The organism is Paenibacillus taichungensis, assembly GCF_047302525.1.
Taxonomy (GTDB): Bacteria; Bacillota; Bacilli; order Paenibacillales; family Paenibacillaceae; genus Paenibacillus; species Paenibacillus taichungensis_B.
This window is the reverse complement of record NZ_CP168020.1, coordinates 4,706,919-4,722,562: the sequence shown is the minus strand read 5'-3', so window position 1 is coordinate 4,722,562 and position 15,644 is coordinate 4,706,919. Positions and strand designations below refer to the sequence as shown.

At 43.4% G+C, this 15,644-nt stretch carries 12 protein-coding genes; 7 read left to right on the top strand and 5 right to left on the bottom strand.

Annotated features, from left to right (window positions below; genetic code table 11):
• Positions 1-177 precede the first annotated feature (177 nt).
• The 7 genes from ACDJ58_RS21155 to ACDJ58_RS21125 all read left to right on the top strand — a co-directional run bounded on the left by ACDJ58_RS21155 (position 178) and on the right by ACDJ58_RS21125 (position 10,696).
• Entirely contained in the window at positions 178-351 is a 174-nt protein-coding gene (locus ACDJ58_RS21155; RefSeq protein ID WP_413372757.1) for a DNA/RNA non-specific endonuclease, read from the top strand.
• Between the two features lie 4 nt (positions 352-355).
• On the top strand, positions 356-844 hold the full coding sequence (locus ACDJ58_RS21150; protein WP_413372755.1) for an immunity protein YezG family protein: 489 nt from the start codon (positions 356-358) through the stop codon (positions 842-844).
• A gap of 326 nt (positions 845-1,170) precedes the next feature.
• On the top strand, positions 1,171-1,767 hold the full coding sequence (locus ACDJ58_RS21145; protein ID WP_413372754.1) for a hypothetical protein: 597 nt from the start codon (positions 1,171-1,173) through the stop codon (positions 1,765-1,767).
• Between the two features lie 650 nt (positions 1,768-2,417).
• On the top strand, positions 2,418-8,075 hold the full coding sequence (locus ACDJ58_RS21140) for a S8 family serine peptidase (protein ID WP_413372753.1): 5,658 nt from the start codon (positions 2,418-2,420) through the stop codon (positions 8,073-8,075).
• 182 nt (positions 8,076-8,257) lie between these two features.
• Positions 8,258-9,499: a transcriptional regulator gene (locus ACDJ58_RS21135; RefSeq protein WP_413372752.1), complete on the top strand. Its 1,242-nt coding sequence runs from the start codon at positions 8,258-8,260 to the stop codon at positions 9,497-9,499.
• 132 nt (positions 9,500-9,631) lie between these two features.
• Entirely contained in the window at positions 9,632-10,075 is a 444-nt protein-coding gene (gene imm48, locus ACDJ58_RS21130; protein ID WP_413372751.1) for an Imm48 family immunity protein, read from the top strand.
• Between the two features lie 84 nt (positions 10,076-10,159).
• Positions 10,160-10,696, top strand: a complete 537-nt coding sequence (locus ACDJ58_RS21125) for an RNA 2'-phosphotransferase (protein ID WP_413372750.1) — start codon at positions 10,160-10,162, stop codon at positions 10,694-10,696.
• A gap of 188 nt (positions 10,697-10,884) precedes the next feature.
• Here ACDJ58_RS21125 and ACDJ58_RS21120 read toward each other — a convergent pair whose 3' ends face one another.
• The 5 genes from ACDJ58_RS21120 to ACDJ58_RS21100 all read right to left on the bottom strand — a co-directional run bounded on the left by ACDJ58_RS21120 (position 10,885) and on the right by ACDJ58_RS21100 (position 15,509).
• Positions 10,885-11,742, bottom strand: coding sequence for an SDR family oxidoreductase (locus tag ACDJ58_RS21120; RefSeq protein ID WP_413372749.1), 858 nt, complete (start codon positions 11,740-11,742; stop codon positions 10,885-10,887).
• 138 nt (positions 11,743-11,880) lie between these two features.
• Entirely contained in the window at positions 11,881-12,306 is a 426-nt protein-coding gene (locus ACDJ58_RS21115; RefSeq protein ID WP_413372748.1) for an Rrf2 family transcriptional regulator, read from the bottom strand.
• 103 nt (positions 12,307-12,409) lie between these two features.
• On the bottom strand, positions 12,410-13,234 hold the full coding sequence (locus ACDJ58_RS21110; protein WP_072734532.1) for a carbohydrate ABC transporter permease: 825 nt from the start codon (positions 13,232-13,234) through the stop codon (positions 12,410-12,412).
• Positions 13,235-14,107, bottom strand: a complete 873-nt coding sequence (locus ACDJ58_RS21105) for a carbohydrate ABC transporter permease (RefSeq protein ID WP_072734531.1) — start codon at positions 14,105-14,107, stop codon at positions 13,235-13,237.
• 100 nt (positions 14,108-14,207) lie between these two features.
• On the bottom strand, positions 14,208-15,509 hold the full coding sequence (locus ACDJ58_RS21100; protein WP_413372747.1) for an ABC transporter substrate-binding protein: 1,302 nt from the start codon (positions 15,507-15,509) through the stop codon (positions 14,208-14,210).
• Between the last annotated feature and the right edge of the window lie 135 nt (positions 15,510-15,644).

The following is a 15,644-nucleotide window of genomic DNA, read 5'->3' as shown; positions in this document are numbered from 1 at the left end:
TAATGAGCAGGGGATGCATCTCTGGTGCGGTAGGAAAGGTGATGACCAAGACTAAGAGACTTACGAGCAACTTCAGTCAAATAGATTTGGTTTACAAGCTGAAAATAAGCTGAACGATTGCTGAACCTCGTCCTATAAAATATCTATATCATTCGAAGTGGCGGAGTATGTTATGACATGGAAACTGATTGGGCCAACGCTCTTAAAGAAGATCCACCTAGAAAAGTTACAGTGCAAATTAAACCAATCTATTCGGGCAATTCAATGAGACCAGATGCTTTCGAAGTAGTTTATGAAATTGAAGGCGATGATATGATAAAGAAAGTAATTAAAAACCAAGCAGGGGGATAGTCAAATGGATTTATTGCTAAATGAGTTGTACAATGAGATAGCTATAACTGTTGATAAAATGATTCCAGAAAATTGGAGTGAATTTTCATTCTACGCACAAGTATCAAATGATGGGGGAGGCACATATTTCTTTTATAGTCCAGTTAATTCCCCCGAGATATACGAATATAGTTTGAAAATACCTCAAAAATTTCAGATTGATCAAAGAGAGTTCGAAGAAAGCGAAATGAAGTTACTTAATCTAGCTGAGAAAATACGTAAAGTTTTTGATGACAATGATCAAGAATTATGGTATTCATTTACTCTAAGTTTAGATAGCACAGGTAAATTCAATATAAACTTTGATTATACGAATTGGTATAAGACTGATTACGGTTTTAGTGATCAACTAAAGATCTGGAAGTACAAATATTTGAATATAATGCCAAATGATGAGCGAGGTCAATTTTTAATAAATCGATATTTAGAGGATTATCCTAATAATCCGATTTGAGTAAATCACTTCAAATAAGGGATATCTACATTTCTTTTATTAATTGTTCAATAAATAAGTTGAATGAAGTGAAAAATGGAGTGGCTGGAAGAAATGTCCTTAAGTCTATTTTATAGACGCCATTCGAAACAAAGATTATAAAACGGTATGGGAAAACATCCATCCTATGCCGCTTTTTTTGTACAAGCAAGGAAAAAAGGTGAAGAGTTTTTTTAAAAGTCCCAGAGTAGCAGAAACTGTATTTGGGATGGTTCCAGTCGTCTGTTAGATCGCGGATTTAGCGAATAGAACCGGAGAAGCTATTCTCTGGTGCGCTAGGCAAGGTCATGACCAAGGCGAAGGGACTCGCGAGCAATTTCAGTCCAATGGATCTAGCGAACAAGCTAAAAGGTAAGCTGAACGATCTGCTGATGAAGTCGCCGAAGCTGGCGAATGCCCTTAACAAAGCAACTGATTTCACGCATGGCCTGATGGCGGACGTGATGTCCGATGCTATGTTCACTGCCGCAATGGATATGCTCGGTAATTATGCGGATTCAAATATTTTGATGTCCGCAATGTTGATTATGAGCAGCTCCGGAGGCGGAAAGAAAAAGAAACCACAAGGGAAAACTCAGAAACAAATCAAAAAAGAAGTTGAAGATTTAGATAGAGAAATAAAGAAACGCGAAAAAGAAGGGGCAAGTAAAGAAGAACTTAAGAAATTAAGGCGTGAACGGAGTAAGTTGGCCAATAAGCTGGATACACCAGATGATATTAGTCATAATTACGATGTATCCAATGTAGAAGGGTATGAGCGGAAAATAGATAATTCAAAATATTATCATCATGATAAAGGTGACTTTGGAGAGGAAGTAGCCAAACAAATAGCTAAGGATAACAACTTAGGCAAAGATATTTCGGATTCTTTCCAAGTCGGCTGAAATGGTGTAGATCGAACGTTTTTATCCAAAGGTCCACCATCTAAATTAACGATGATTGACCTGTTTATTGTTATCTTCGCTTTCTATGCGGTTGAATAATGCCATTATGGTAAGACGCAAAGGTAATATACTATCTAGTTATGACAGTATAACAAGTACAAATTCAGGATGAACAAGTGGAGAGTCAGTTAACCCCACCCTTAAACTTTTTCCGGAAGAAGAACTGAGTAACTTAGGGAAAAGGGATATTATAAGAATAATTTTCGCTAGGTTAAAAAAGCTCACATGTCTCGTTCTATTTAGAACATTGGTGTGAGCTTTTTTACGTTTTTTTTCAGATATTTTATATTGAACCTAATAAAAAAATAACATAAAAAGTAATTTTCTATTAAAAATACTCTTCATTTTCGAAAGTGTTTTTAGGTCTAGAGATACTTGTTTGTTGAAAGAAGTTGCAAAAATAAAGGTGTCAGCCTGGTTTTGTAAAGTAAAGTCTCTAAATTAGATAATTCGGTCTACTTATATGTAAATTTTTTTGAAGGATATCAGAATGATTCAATCTATTTACATACACAATTACCCCAATTTACATTCCATACGCTGCGGAATACGATGATCCTAATCTAATAGGAAACCGCAGGAGGTATGAAATGAAACGAAAATCAGCCCGATTGTTATCCGGTTTTATAGCAACAGGAGTCTTGTTATCTTCTATGTTTTCCGTGCCTGCTTATGCAGCGCCTGCCTATGGCGCTCTCCAGCAGAGTGGAAGCACTAAGTCCATTCTGCAATCTCTAACGAAGGAAGAAAGACAAGCTCTAAACCAGCTTCAAGTGATGGATGGAGAAGTTATTGACGCCAAGGTGAATACTAAAAGTACAGATTTGATAAAAGTGATTGTCCAATTCAAAAGTGAACCCGCTGCAGTCGCCTTGAAACGAGCTGCTTTGAACAATGAGAAGATGTCAGAGCTTACGGCGACAAGCAAAGTGAAACAAAATCATCTGCAATTCGAGCAATACATGAAGTCCTTGCAACAAAAGAGAGATCTATCTTATGATGCTGCCTCGATCCAAATTACTCAAGAGTATGAAACCGCACTAAATGGTGTTGCTCTAACCATTCCCGGCGTAGCCGTAGAAGATTTGATGAAATCCGGGGTAGTGAAAAAAGTATGGACTGACCAGGAAGTGGCTCTTGATCTACCAGAGACAGACACGCAAAGTGAATTTGCCACGGGAGGTGGAATGCAACCTCGAATGGCTGATAGTGTGCCTTATCTTGGCATCGACAAACTTCATGAAGAGGGCATTACAGGTAAGGGAATTAAGGTCGGTGTATTGGATACGGGGATTGATTATAATCATCCGGATCTAACCGGAGCGTATAAAGGATATCGTGCCCATGCGGGTGAGGATCCAAAACAAGTGGATCCGACTACAGTTAAAGGTTGGGACTTTGTCGATAACGATGCTGACCCCATGGAGACAACTTACGAAGATTGGGAAAATTCGGGTTATAAAGAACAAGGTGTATTAGCAGAAGAATATTATACTTCCCATGGAACACATGTATCGGGAACGATCGCTGGGCAGGCCAAAAATGACGTGGGGTATGCTGTAAAAGGGGTTGCTCCAGACGCAGATTTGTATGTATACCGTGTACTGGGTCCTGGTGGAAGTGGTGAGACGAGTGGCATTATTGCTGGGATTGAAAAAGCGATTAAAGATGGAATTGATGTTATCAATCTATCTTTAGGGGCTGCTACGAATGATCCGCTAGATCCTTCTTCAATTGCACTGAACAATGCTATGCTGCAAGGTATTGTGAGTATGGTTGCGGCAGGTAACGATGGTCCAAATGAAGGTACATTAGGTTCACCGGGAGCCAGCGCGTTGGCGATTACGATCGGTGCATCCGACGTTCCAATAACCCTTCCTACGGCTACTGTGACTCTGGATGTATACAACAATTCAGGTGCGGGAGAGACAGTTGAAGAAGCACCCGTAGAGGAAGATGGAACATCTATAGTGGATGAAGAAGCATCCGCAGGGGAGGAAGAAACGCCTGCAGCAGAAGCAGCAGCGGATGCGCCAACGGCAGTAGGAGAAACACCTGCAGTTGAAGAAGAAGCGCCAACGGCAGCAGGAGGAACACCTGCAGTAGAAGAAGAAGCGCCAACAGCAGCAGAAGCAGCTGAAGTAGAAGAGGAAGCACCAGCAGCAGAAGAAACACCTTCTACAACTTATACTGAGGAGTTATCTTTGTTTGGTAAGGACTTCACAGACGATCTAACTACTCTCGAAGGAAAAACATATGATGTAGTATTTGCAGGTCTTGGTGATGTTTCTGATTTTCAAGGTATTGATGTGCAAGGCAAAGTGGCTCTTATCGCTCGGGGGGATATTGCACTCGATTCCAAAATTGTCAATGCAAGAAAAGCAGGGGCAGCAGCCGCAATTATTTATAATAATGTTGAAGGAACAATCCCTAATTATTTGGGTGATATGAACGGATATATTCCTACATTCCAAATGATGAAAGAGCTTGGAGAAAAACTTAAGGGTACGAACGGCGTGAAGATTACTTTTGGCACAACGGGCGAAACCGTTACGGAAGGCAATAAACTGGCTGATTTCAGTTCGAGAGGTCCAGCCGCCGTCAATAATGATATTAAGCCGGATATCGTAGCCCCGGGCGTAGCTGTATTTTCGACCTACCCTGTATTTGTGAACGATCACACAGGTGCGAATGATGATATTGCCTATGCACGAATTTCAGGTACATCCATGGCAACGCCGCATATGGCGGGTATTGGCGCACTTATGCTGCAGGCACACGGAGATTATTCGCCTTTTGATGTGAAGACAGCTCTTATGAATACAGCCGTCGATCTGAATGGTGATTATTCCGTATATGAAGTAGGTGCAGGTCGTGTAGACCCTTATCGAGCAGTCCACACATCCGTATTTGCCAAAGTACAGGATAAAACCATTCACTTCTCGAATGAGGAATCCATTCTGATTGATGAAATTACAGGTTCAATCGTATTTGACAGTGCATACCTGGAAGAAAATGGCCGAGAGATCTTATCTGACAGCCGAATAGTTGAGATCGAGAATAAAGGAGACAGTGCTAGAACATATAACACTTCCATGAAGCTGTTAAACGATATGAATTTAAATGTTCATCTTCCAGAATCGATTACTGTAAGTGGTGGAAGCACCGAAGAGATGACCGTCTCTGTTGATATACCTCAGGACACGCCGAGCGGCCGATATGAAGGATATGTATATCTGGATACGGAAAATGCGGCGGATCATATTCAGATCCCGTTCTCGATCCGCATCACCGAAAAGGGCATTACTTCAGTGGAATTGATTCCACCATCCATCACAAACGATACTCCTTTCCATCAGTTCCTGAATCGTATTACACTGAGTGCTATTAAATTAGGAAGCCCTATGAATTCGGTGGATGTATTGCTGAAGGATCGCGAAACCGGCGAAGAATTAGGGTTTTTAGGTACATTGAATTCAGAGTCAATGCTTCCGGGAGTAGAATACCTAATGATGAACGTTTTTAGAGGTTATGTATTCCCTATTGAACATGGGAAGATCTCCAGCGTCGAACGATTTGTCCCTGAGGGTAATTATACACTTGAATTCATTGCAACGGATTTAGACCAGAAGCAGTATGCATACGAAACATTGGTTGTTGTAGACAATACACCACCAGAGATTGATTTGGGTATTGAACCGGGCGTATATGAACTAAATGATAGTATGCTGTCTGAAAGAGAAGGCCAAAAAGGCGTTTGGTATGATGGAACAGTCATCGATCCCACGATCCAAACATTCGTTGACAATGGGATAACTGCCTATGATCAATCTTCAAATCGTGTCATTTTCTATGAATATGATAGTCCTTTCTATTCGGGCGAGTTACTCGTTTCAAAAGAAGGGGAAATATCTTTTGGTATCACTGAAGAAGAATATGAACAAGGTTACGAACTTCGTCTGTTCGGAATGGATGCAGCTACAGCGGCAGATACCGTTAAGGATCATCGCTATGGCTTTATTGCCGAAGGGAAACCCTACGTGACCAGTAAATATGACAAGGACGAGGTGCGTAAAGGAGATACCGTTACTCAGACCATTCAGCTGAATAATGTGGAGAAATTAAACCATATTTCTTTTAACCTGGAAACTTGGGATGACTATTATAAGATTAACCGAATTGAGCCAACCCCTGAACTGCAGGCATTGCTTAATACAACAGGTGCTACTGTGAAATTTAGTAATCCTGTGGTAGAACAAGGCTATATCAAATTTGAGGCATCCATAGCTGGTGGGTCCTTTGAAGGAATTACAGGTGATCTTGATGTATTCAATGTAGTCATTGATCTACCTAGTGATGATTTCTATTACAAGAAAAGTGACTTACCATTACGTGAAGTACAGTATACTACGGTTGACATGGAAGAAAACGAAGAGAAATTAACCTTAACCACGTTTAATACAGCCAACTTTGAAGTGATCTCCAAATCGTCAAGAACGTATGGTTATGTGCTTCCTGAAGCTTTTATGGTCGATGGGGAGTTTTTGGATCAATCAAAAGACTACTCAACCATGGATATCGAAGTTTATGCAGAAACCGCTTCTGGGGAGAAATATGAGGGGGCCGTGCAGGAATCTGGCGAGTTTCTCATTGATGGTATTCCGGCAACAGGCGAGATTATTACCATCTACACACGAGTTCCAGGCCATTTACCTTCCAAGCAAGAAGTGATTTTGAGCAAAATGATAAATGGCGAGTATTATGGCGTCAATAAAGGCAGCGGTTCAGATTATACCTATGCTGGAGACATCAATGGGGACGGAGCCATTGATATTTATGATATGGAGCTTGTAACGAAATATTATCAAACGTCGGATGGAATAGCCGACATTGACCAGGATGGTTATGTAGGAGACACCGAAGTTACCTATATTATGAATAATTTTGGGAAGACCACTAACCATTCTACCAAGGAGCCCGTCTTGCAAATTGGTGACAAAGACTTAGGGTACTTCCTTAATAAAATTCAGGAAATGAACAATGGCGGTTCTGGTAATAACGGCGGCGGTTCCGGCAATAATGGTGGCGGCGGATCTTCTGCGACCCCTGCACCTGTCCCAACACCTGCACCAACCACAGAACCAGATCCAAGCCAAAATCAGGTCATTACAGAAAAAGATTTGAAAGCTGCGACAAACGGTTTAGCGAATGTGAATATCACGGCCGGTAAGAAGATTGAGTTGCCTGTCAATGCTGGAGACTTGTTGGGTACGAATTCACTTAAATTGTCTGAGCCAGGTGTACTTTCACTCACCATTCCATCTAGCATATTAAAAGAACTGCAATCAAAAGGAGGTTCTGGTGCTGCTGGTGGCAAGATCATTTTGGATATAAAAAAACAAGATGTACAAGCACCAGAAACGAAACAAGGCCTAACGTGGACAATTGCAGGTACGGCTTACGAGTTCGAACTGTACCTTCAGGTTTCAAATGAGAAGTTATCTTTGTCCACACTTCCGGAAGATGTTACGCTGACACTCAATTACAATAGGGATCTTAATGGTAATCTCATTGGAATGTACAATGAAAATTCAACTATTAATAATTGGGACTATGCCGGTGGGGTTGTAGATCCACAGCAAGGTACTGTCACTTCCAAAGTGTCTCATTTCGGCACGTTTGCACCATTTCTTTACGATAAATCGTTCGTAGACGTGGCTTCAACGCATTGGGCAAGTGAAGCAATCAAATCGCTTTCGGCGAAACATGTGCTGACGGGCAAAACAGAGACTGCGTTTGATCCACAAGGTCAAACGACTCGTGCCGAATTCGCCGCTTTAATCGTAAGATCCCTTGGCTTAGAGGCAAAAGGTAACGAATTGCCATTCGGTGATGTGAGTAAGGATGCCTGGTACGCAGATAGCGTGGCTGCTGCATATCAAGCAGGTTTGGTTCAGGGAATAGCTAATGATAAGTATGCTCCGACCCAAACCATTTCTCGTGTAGAGATGGCAGTGCTCATGATGAGAGCATACGAATACCAAACCCAATCAAACCATACCAAGTCGGCTAAAGCCGGTTATACGGATGAAGCAAACATTGCATCTTGGGCAAAAGAAGCTGTGAATAAAGCTTCTGAGCTCGGTGTAATGAAAGGTTCTACGGGTGGCGAATTTAAACCAAAAAATAATGCGACACGTGCCGAAACGGCCCAAACGGTTCACAATTTACTTTCGTTGCTCAAATAAGATGTACAAGTATAAGGGGTTCCTCCAGCATGGGGGGGAGCCTCTTATTTTGTCATGATTGCACCTTGTTGTTCTCCTGAAATTCTCTTCCCAAGTACGCCAGACTCCAATATATAACTGGTAGAGTCCATATTCGATCCCTATAATTAGGAATAAAACGATGGATAAAAAGAGGTGTAGTGATGATTGAAGGGAAGATTATTAAATTTTACCGGGAGAAAAATAGACGAACTCAAGGGGAACTGGTGAAAGGGATCTGTTCGGTCACACATCTGAGCAAAATTGAGCGGGGAATGACAGAGTATTCACAGGAAATTATGGATATGCTCTGTGAGCGATTATACATTGATATGGCAACGGAAGTAACAAGATATCATCAGATGAACGATGTCCTGGATTCATGGCAAGAGGCCATTATTATGCAAAGAACAGCTGAAGCTATTCGTCTCAAAGACAAGTTGGAAGAAGAACCGTTAAAAGGTATACCTGACTTGCGTTTATCTTATGACTTGCTGCAGATCCGATTTTACTTGTTTATGAATGATATCGATGAAGCAGAAAGACTTATTGCCGAGATGGAGATTCCGGATGAATCGGAGCATTCGTATGAGCATTATTTTTATCACCATGTGATGGGGATTTACTATTTCCTCACAGGGCATTATACCAAATCAATCCAGACCCTAACTTCAATAAATCATTCCAAATATACGAATCATGAGTACTTTTATCATTTGTCTCTGGCCTATCACTCGATATATTCGAATATTACGTCTTACTATTACGCTGAGAAAGCTATCCAGCATTTTCGGAAAACACTTAATATGGTGCGGATCATTGATACCGAAACCATTATGCTGGTTCAGCTCAATTCTCGTGAGTATCATGATTTTCCTGAGACGAAACGCAGATATGAAAATCTCATTCGGATTTGTGATGATTGTGGTTTTATCGACCGAAAGGCCAAGCTGCTGAACAATCTGGGTTATGAATATAACCGGCGAAATCAATATGAGGATGCTGCCTACTGGTATAGACAAGCGCTTGATATTATACCGGAGAAACAACCGTTATACCTGATGGTGCTCAATAATTACATAGAAACGAGTAGACTGGGTAATCTCATTCCTGCAAACAAGTTATTGGATATGTCTCTGAAAGCCTTGCACAACTCTAAACTTGTTGCAGACGCAAGTTATATGGAACTGGAACTCCAATGTGTCATTTTACAAGGGCAGGAAAAAGCGTATTATGAAATGATAGAAGAGCGGATTCTTCCTTATTATCGTGAACTTGGTTCCCAGTTTCTCGCCGAACGTTATGAAGAGATATTGTTTGAGTACTATTTGAAACATGGTGAAAAGGATAAGGCACTCAGGCTCGCAAAAAATCGTTTCAAATCGCAAGCGACTTTACTTATATAAGGGTAATAGAAGAGTAAGAGAAGTGTCGACGACATATGGGTGATTTGAAACGAATACCCCAACTCCGATACAATGTTTTCATAGAGTCTAAGAGAATGGATCAAATACGGAGCAGAAATGGAGAAATACAATATGACTGAATTTATCAATGCTGACGATATTAATGACGTAATTTTGGCTGCGGCGGCTTCGGAGCTGGAGCAGATGGTGGGCAAAATATGTGAACTGATCGGCACGCCTTTGGAACAGACAACGGAACTGGAGCGTCAGGTGATTGCTGCTTTTGGATTTGGCGCTGTATATGGCATAACCCATCGGGATCAACTCGCGGAGCCGCAGGCTCATGCACTGAGCATCCGTATGCTGATTAAGCCGTTTAACTATAGTGAGCAGCAGGCGGTGGATTTTGCCGATGATCTGATCCGGGTGGCTTCAGACCGTGAGGTGCATCCTGTGATGAACACGATTATTCATCGTGGGATTGACGGACATCGTCAATTTAACCAGGAAGACGATGAAGGGTTGAGCCGCAACATTCAGGAGATTTTAGCGGCGGTACAACCGGAGAGAACCTGAAGAAGCAGAGCGTTCACCCTTTCATGTAGTGGTACAGACAGTATATGTCTAATGAATTGTTAACTTAATTGGGAGATGATCGCAATGGATCTGATGAAATTAAGCAAGGAACTTTCCTACGCCTTGCGTCACGCCCCCTGGGAGTATGAGCTAGAGCTGGACGAAAAGGGTTGGGTGGAGATTTCGCAATTGCTGGTGGCTTTACATGAGAGTCCACAGTGGAAGGACGTCACGGAAGCGGATCTGGAGCAGATGATCCAAGCCTCGGAGAAAAAGAGACATGAGATCCGTTCTGGCCGCATCCGCGCATTATATGGTCATTCGACTCCGCAAAAGATATCCAATACACCTGCCGATCCACCGGAGATACTCTATCATGGCACGCCAGTGCGGTCGGTTGCTTCCATTATGAAGGAAGGTTTGAAGCCTCGGCAGAGACAGTATGTTCATCTGTCTGCAGATATGGATACCGCCAATCAGGTGGGACGAAGACGTGATGACCAGCCAGTAATACTGAAAATTAACGCGGCTCAAGCGGCCAAGGATGGAATTCTTTTCTATCATGGAAACGAAAATATTTGGCTGGCTGATCACATTCCGGCACGGTATATCGAGCAATGACCAATGTAACGTTGATGGAGACTACCGATATCTACATCGAATTTATATCACAATTGAACTAGTTTACTATAAATAGTACGTTCAACTGCTATATCTTTTTATAGATCGCTGTTACACCAAAAGGGACACATCCAACATTCGTTGGTGTGTCCCTTTTTGATTCCCATTCTATTATCTTCTATTTAAACTTACTTGCCCAAAATCGCTTTAACACCCTCACGCAATGGTTGAGCCGGACGGCCAAGCAATTTCTCCAATGTATCACTTTCTACAGCCAGTGCACCTTCACGGATGGCACTTTGCATATCAACGAGCATGGAGACTACAAAGTCAGGCAGACCTGCACCCTTCATAATGTCCGCATATGCGGCATCGTCCACATTTTGCACGTTGATGTCCTGTCCAAGTACTTCCCCAACAATAGCGGCGAGCTCAGCTTGAGTACGAAGTTTACCAGACAACTCATATACTGAATTCTCATGTCCCTCACCTGTAAGTACTGCAGCGGCAGCATGCGCATAATCACTGCGAGTAGCCCAGCCCACTTGGCTGGCGTTAGTTGCATGCACCCAAGGTGCGCCCTGAGAAGCTGCTTGAACGCTGCCTGCTTCATTTTCCAGGTACCAGTTGTTGCGCAGGAAGGAATAAGGAATGCCAGATTCGCGGATAGCCTGTTCTGTGGCACGATGTACTTCAGCCAGTGAAAGGGTGTTTTTCTCCGCATTCACAACGCTGGTATAAGCGATGAATCCAACGCCTGCTTTCTTGGCAGCGTCCACGGCAGCTTGATGTTGGCGAATACGCGTTTCATTGTCACCGTCAGTAGAGATAAGCAGCAGCCGATCTACCCCTGCAAATGCTTTTTCCAGCGTTTCCGGTTGATCGAAATCACCTTGACGAACGTCAACACCTTGAGCACGCAATGCTTCCGCTTTCTCCGGGTTGCGCACACTTACAGCCAAATCCCCAGCAGATATCGTTTTTAACAGAGCCTCTACGACCAGTGAACCCAAGTGACCTGTTGCTCCAGTAACTAAAATTTTCATTGTATTTTCCTCCTATAAAGTATGTTTTGTGTCGACACTAATGTGAAATGTCAATCTACATGAATGGATGTAATCGTATGTGTTATAACAGGTGTGATTACAACGAAAGGTTTAAAAAAAGCTCGTAATGAGCTTTTTTTATTCAGAGACGTGAACCTGATCCATCATCTGTTGTATCGTTACACGTTTCAAACGCTGCTCCATGGCTATTTGAGCCTCAATAAGTTCGGCACGCAAGGTTTGTTCGATCATGCTGCCAACCGGACAATTTGGGTTTGGATGCTTGTGGAAGTTAAACAACTCGCCATCCTCCACAACCTCAAGTGCACGATATATATCCAAAAGGGTAATGTCCGCGGGGTCCTTTAACAAAGAAGCACCGCCGACACCGGGTCTGACCTCAATCAGGCCGGCCTGTTTCAGTTTGGACATAATGCGCCGAATAATGACGGGATTGGTATTCACGCTTTTGGCGATAAAATCTCCCGTGCACTCATTGGGCACAACAGCGACCAGGGACAGCGTATGAACCGCAATGGAAAAGCGACTGCTGATTTGTTTCATGCATGATCACCACCGTTGTAACTATAATAGTTACAAATAAACGCGATGTCAATGATGAATTTCAAAGTAGCCCGGTGTATTGAATTATCATTTTGGATACATCTCAACCCTTAACCGCCCCTGAAGTCAGACCACCCACAATATATTTTTGCCCAATCAGGAACACAATCAATACAGGTAGGGACGTAAGTACAATATCCGCACTGACCAGATTCCACTGAGCACTGAATTGTCCGAAGAAGTTATAGACAGCGAGCGTCATCGGCCACATCTCGACGGTATTGAGCATGTAGAGCGGGGCAGTAAACTCATTCCAGACACTCAGGAAATTAAGAACAAATACCGTAACCAGTACAGAGGTTAACAAAGGCACAATAATTCTGAGAAACAGCTTAATCCCGTTGCATCCGTCCATGATAGCTGCTTCATCCAGTTCTTTCGGAATATTGGATACAAACGCATATGTGATGAATAGCGAGATTGGAATACCCATCGCCGTATAGAGCAGAATCATGCCCACATGCGAATTAATCATGCCCAGCGACTTCATGACCTCCATTAATGGAATGTAGTTTAATGGCAGCGTAATGCCCAGAATGAGAAAGAAGTACAAGAACTTGCTTAGCTTTGAATAATTACGCGACAGGGTGAAGGCCGAGAACGCCACAACAAATACCAGCAGCAGGGAAGAGGCTGTCGAATGCAGCAGACTGTTAAAAAAGGAACCACCCAAGTGTCCCTGCTCATAGACTATTTTATAATTTTCAAAGATAAACTTCTCGGGTAGGGTCAGTTTCAACACTTTGGCTTCGGCATCGGACTTGAATGAATTCAGAACAATGACGACAAAAGGAATCAGGACCACCAGGCTAAGCAGCCAGGCAAGTACATTTAATCCGATGGAAACCAGCCGTTTTTTCACTCGCATCTAGTATTCCACCTTTCGGTTCATCAAGCGGATGATGAAGAAGGAGATGATCGCCATAATGACAAACAGAATCGTGGACAATGCACTGCCAAGTCCCCAATACCCTTTAGCAAAAGAGGAATACACCGCTGTGTTAATCACATCCGTCGCGTTGCCCGGTCCACCATTGGTCAGTACATATACCGCATCAAATACCCGCAGCCCATACGTAATATTGAGCACCGTAGCGATGGTGATCGTCGGCATCAGCATCGGAATGGTGATTCGAAACAGCTTCTGCCAGAAGCCGGCACCGTCAATCGATGCCGCTTCATAATAATCACGAGGAATGGCGAGCAGTCCGGCAATGAACAGCACCATAATGTACCCCATGCCTTTCCACGTATCCACCGCCATAATAGATGGCATTGCCCAGGTAAGGGAGCCCAGCCAGTTCTGGGCCAGAACGTCCAGACCCAGCGAACGCAGCGTCACGTTAACGAAACCGTTGTTGGGATCGAGCAGGCTTTTGAAGACCAGGCCGACAATCAGGAATGAAAGTACTTGGGGTGAAAATATGATCATCCGATGCAGATTGGCGGCTTTCACACCGCTGACGAGTAACAGAGCTAGGAATAGGCCCAGAACCGTCTTGGCAATCGAAGTAATCAGAGTGAAAAGGACTGTATTCTTAATAAAAAGTAAATACGTTGGATCACCCGCCAGAATGGTTCGGAAATGCTCCAGACCAATAAAGTTTTTCTCCGAACTGTAGCTGTTCCAATCAGTGAAGGAATAATAGATGCCCAGCAGGGCGGGAGCGACGATGAACAGCAGATACAGCACAATCGCTCCGGATGAGAAATACCAAGGATAAATCTTGTTCACATTCATAACTTGTAACACCTTTCCTTCCTGCCAAAATACATGAGCGGGCAAGGCCCGCTGCATGTAACGCTGTTCATTGTTTAAGTTTACCTGATATATTGCGCTATTATTGCCACGCCTCATCCTTCAGCACTTTGGCTTGTTCAGCCCGGCGTTTATCAATATTTTGCAGAATCTGATCAGGGGTCATCGCTCCGGCGAACATACCGGAAAGATCTTTACCGATATCCATCCATTGCGGATCAATGTACTTCACAGCTGCCTGCATGACCGTGCCTTTCTCATGATTTTTCTCATAATCGATGTAATCCTGTGTCAGCTTCGGTTCGATTTCGGGCCAGCAGATGGTCAGATTGCCTTCACCACCATCGAATACACGCTGCAGATGATCATGCTCCGTAATCCACCGGAAAAAATTCAGTACCTCTTCCGGGTGCTTGCTGTTTTTGTTGCCAAACATCGCAGCCGAACCGCCCGGATTCACACCAATCGTCTGGTTATCGCCCCATGGCATCACGAAAAATCCCATGTTGTCCTTCATGTCCGGATAGGCCTCAGACACTTTCTTTTCGGTGCCCGGGACTCGAAGCAACATCGCTGCTTTCTCCTGACCAAAGGCTTCAATGCCAGCCTCGACCGTATTGGACAGAAAATCCTTGCCGAAGTAACCAAGATCCGCAAATTCCTTCAATTGTTCAATGACCGTCTTGAGCTGCGTCAAATCCGCGACCTTCATCTCATTGTTGTTCAGCTTCTCGTACGTTCCCGGCGTAGCTTGCTCATAGTTTGGACCGGTTTCGAATAAAGGCAGTACCTGATACCATCCGCTGGCAGGCGCCTGATAGAACGGAATGATGTCCTTATCCTTGATTTTCTGGCTGATCGCCTTGAACTCGGCGTAGGACGTTGGCGGCTGGATGCCGAGCTGTTCAAAGATGCGTTTGTTATAGTACACATACCATATTTTCGATGGTGCAAAAGAAACCCCATACACCTTCTCTTTATAGCTAACCGTTGGTAAAATCTCTTCGGACATGCGTCCTGTAAATTCCTCAGTGGTCAGATCAATTGCATTTTCCTCAGGTCTTACGTTGGCAGGCATGCTAAGTGGATCCACATCGACATTGAAAATATCAGGAGCCTCACCGGAGGCGAGCTTCACCTTAATCAAGTCACGCCACTGGGCATCAGGGACCACCTGAAAGTCAATTTTCACACCCGTTTCCTGCTCATATTCTTTAGCCATCGTTTGCATGATACCCGTACGTGGAATGCCGCTCTGGCTTGTTCCGAACGTTAGTGTTACCCTGCCTGAACCTTTGGAACTTTCACCGGAGTTGCACCCGGCAAGAAGCAGGCTGGACAGCAACAGCGCACCTACGAAGGATAATAGAAATCGTTTTCTCATCAATGAACCTCCCATGGAATAAAGAATAATAGCTCTTGCCGAAACGCTTCATGTAAGCGTATTCTTATGTGGATAACTTTACGCGGAACGAAGAATGCGCTCAATAGACAAAAGCGTTCTGTTGGGTGGACATTT

Excerpts from the sequence above, each read along its gene's own strand:
- ACDJ58_RS21100 (WP_413372747.1), bottom strand. The coding sequence starts at position 15,509 with ATGAGAAAACGATTTCTATTATCCTTCGTAGGTGCGCTGTTGCTGTCC.
- ACDJ58_RS21155 (WP_413372757.1), top strand. The coding sequence starts at position 178 with ATGGAAACTGATTGGGCCAACGCTCTTAAAGAAGATCCACCTAGAAAA.
- ACDJ58_RS21135 (WP_413372752.1), top strand. The coding sequence starts at position 8,258 with ATGATTGAAGGGAAGATTATTAAATTTTACCGGGAGAAAAATAGACGA.
- ACDJ58_RS21145 (WP_413372754.1), top strand. The coding sequence starts at position 1,171 with ATGACCAAGGCGAAGGGACTCGCGAGCAATTTCAGTCCAATGGATCTA.
- ACDJ58_RS21140 (WP_413372753.1), top strand. The coding sequence starts at position 2,418 with ATGAAACGAAAATCAGCCCGATTGTTATCCGGTTTTATAGCAACAGGA.
- ACDJ58_RS21150 (WP_413372755.1), top strand. The coding sequence starts at position 356 with ATGGATTTATTGCTAAATGAGTTGTACAATGAGATAGCTATAACTGTT.
- ACDJ58_RS21105 (WP_072734531.1), bottom strand. The coding sequence starts at position 14,107 with ATGAATGTGAACAAGATTTATCCTTGGTATTTCTCATCCGGAGCGATT.
- ACDJ58_RS21120 (WP_413372749.1), bottom strand. The coding sequence starts at position 11,742 with ATGAAAATTTTAGTTACTGGAGCAACAGGTCACTTGGGTTCACTGGTC.
- ACDJ58_RS21110 (WP_072734532.1), bottom strand. The coding sequence starts at position 13,234 with ATGCGAGTGAAAAAACGGCTGGTTTCCATCGGATTAAATGTACTTGCC.
- imm48 (WP_413372751.1), top strand. The coding sequence starts at position 9,632 with ATGACTGAATTTATCAATGCTGACGATATTAATGACGTAATTTTGGCT.
- ACDJ58_RS21115 (WP_413372748.1), bottom strand. The coding sequence starts at position 12,306 with ATGAAACAAATCAGCAGTCGCTTTTCCATTGCGGTTCATACGCTGTCC.
- ACDJ58_RS21125 (WP_413372750.1), top strand. The coding sequence starts at position 10,160 with ATGGATCTGATGAAATTAAGCAAGGAACTTTCCTACGCCTTGCGTCAC.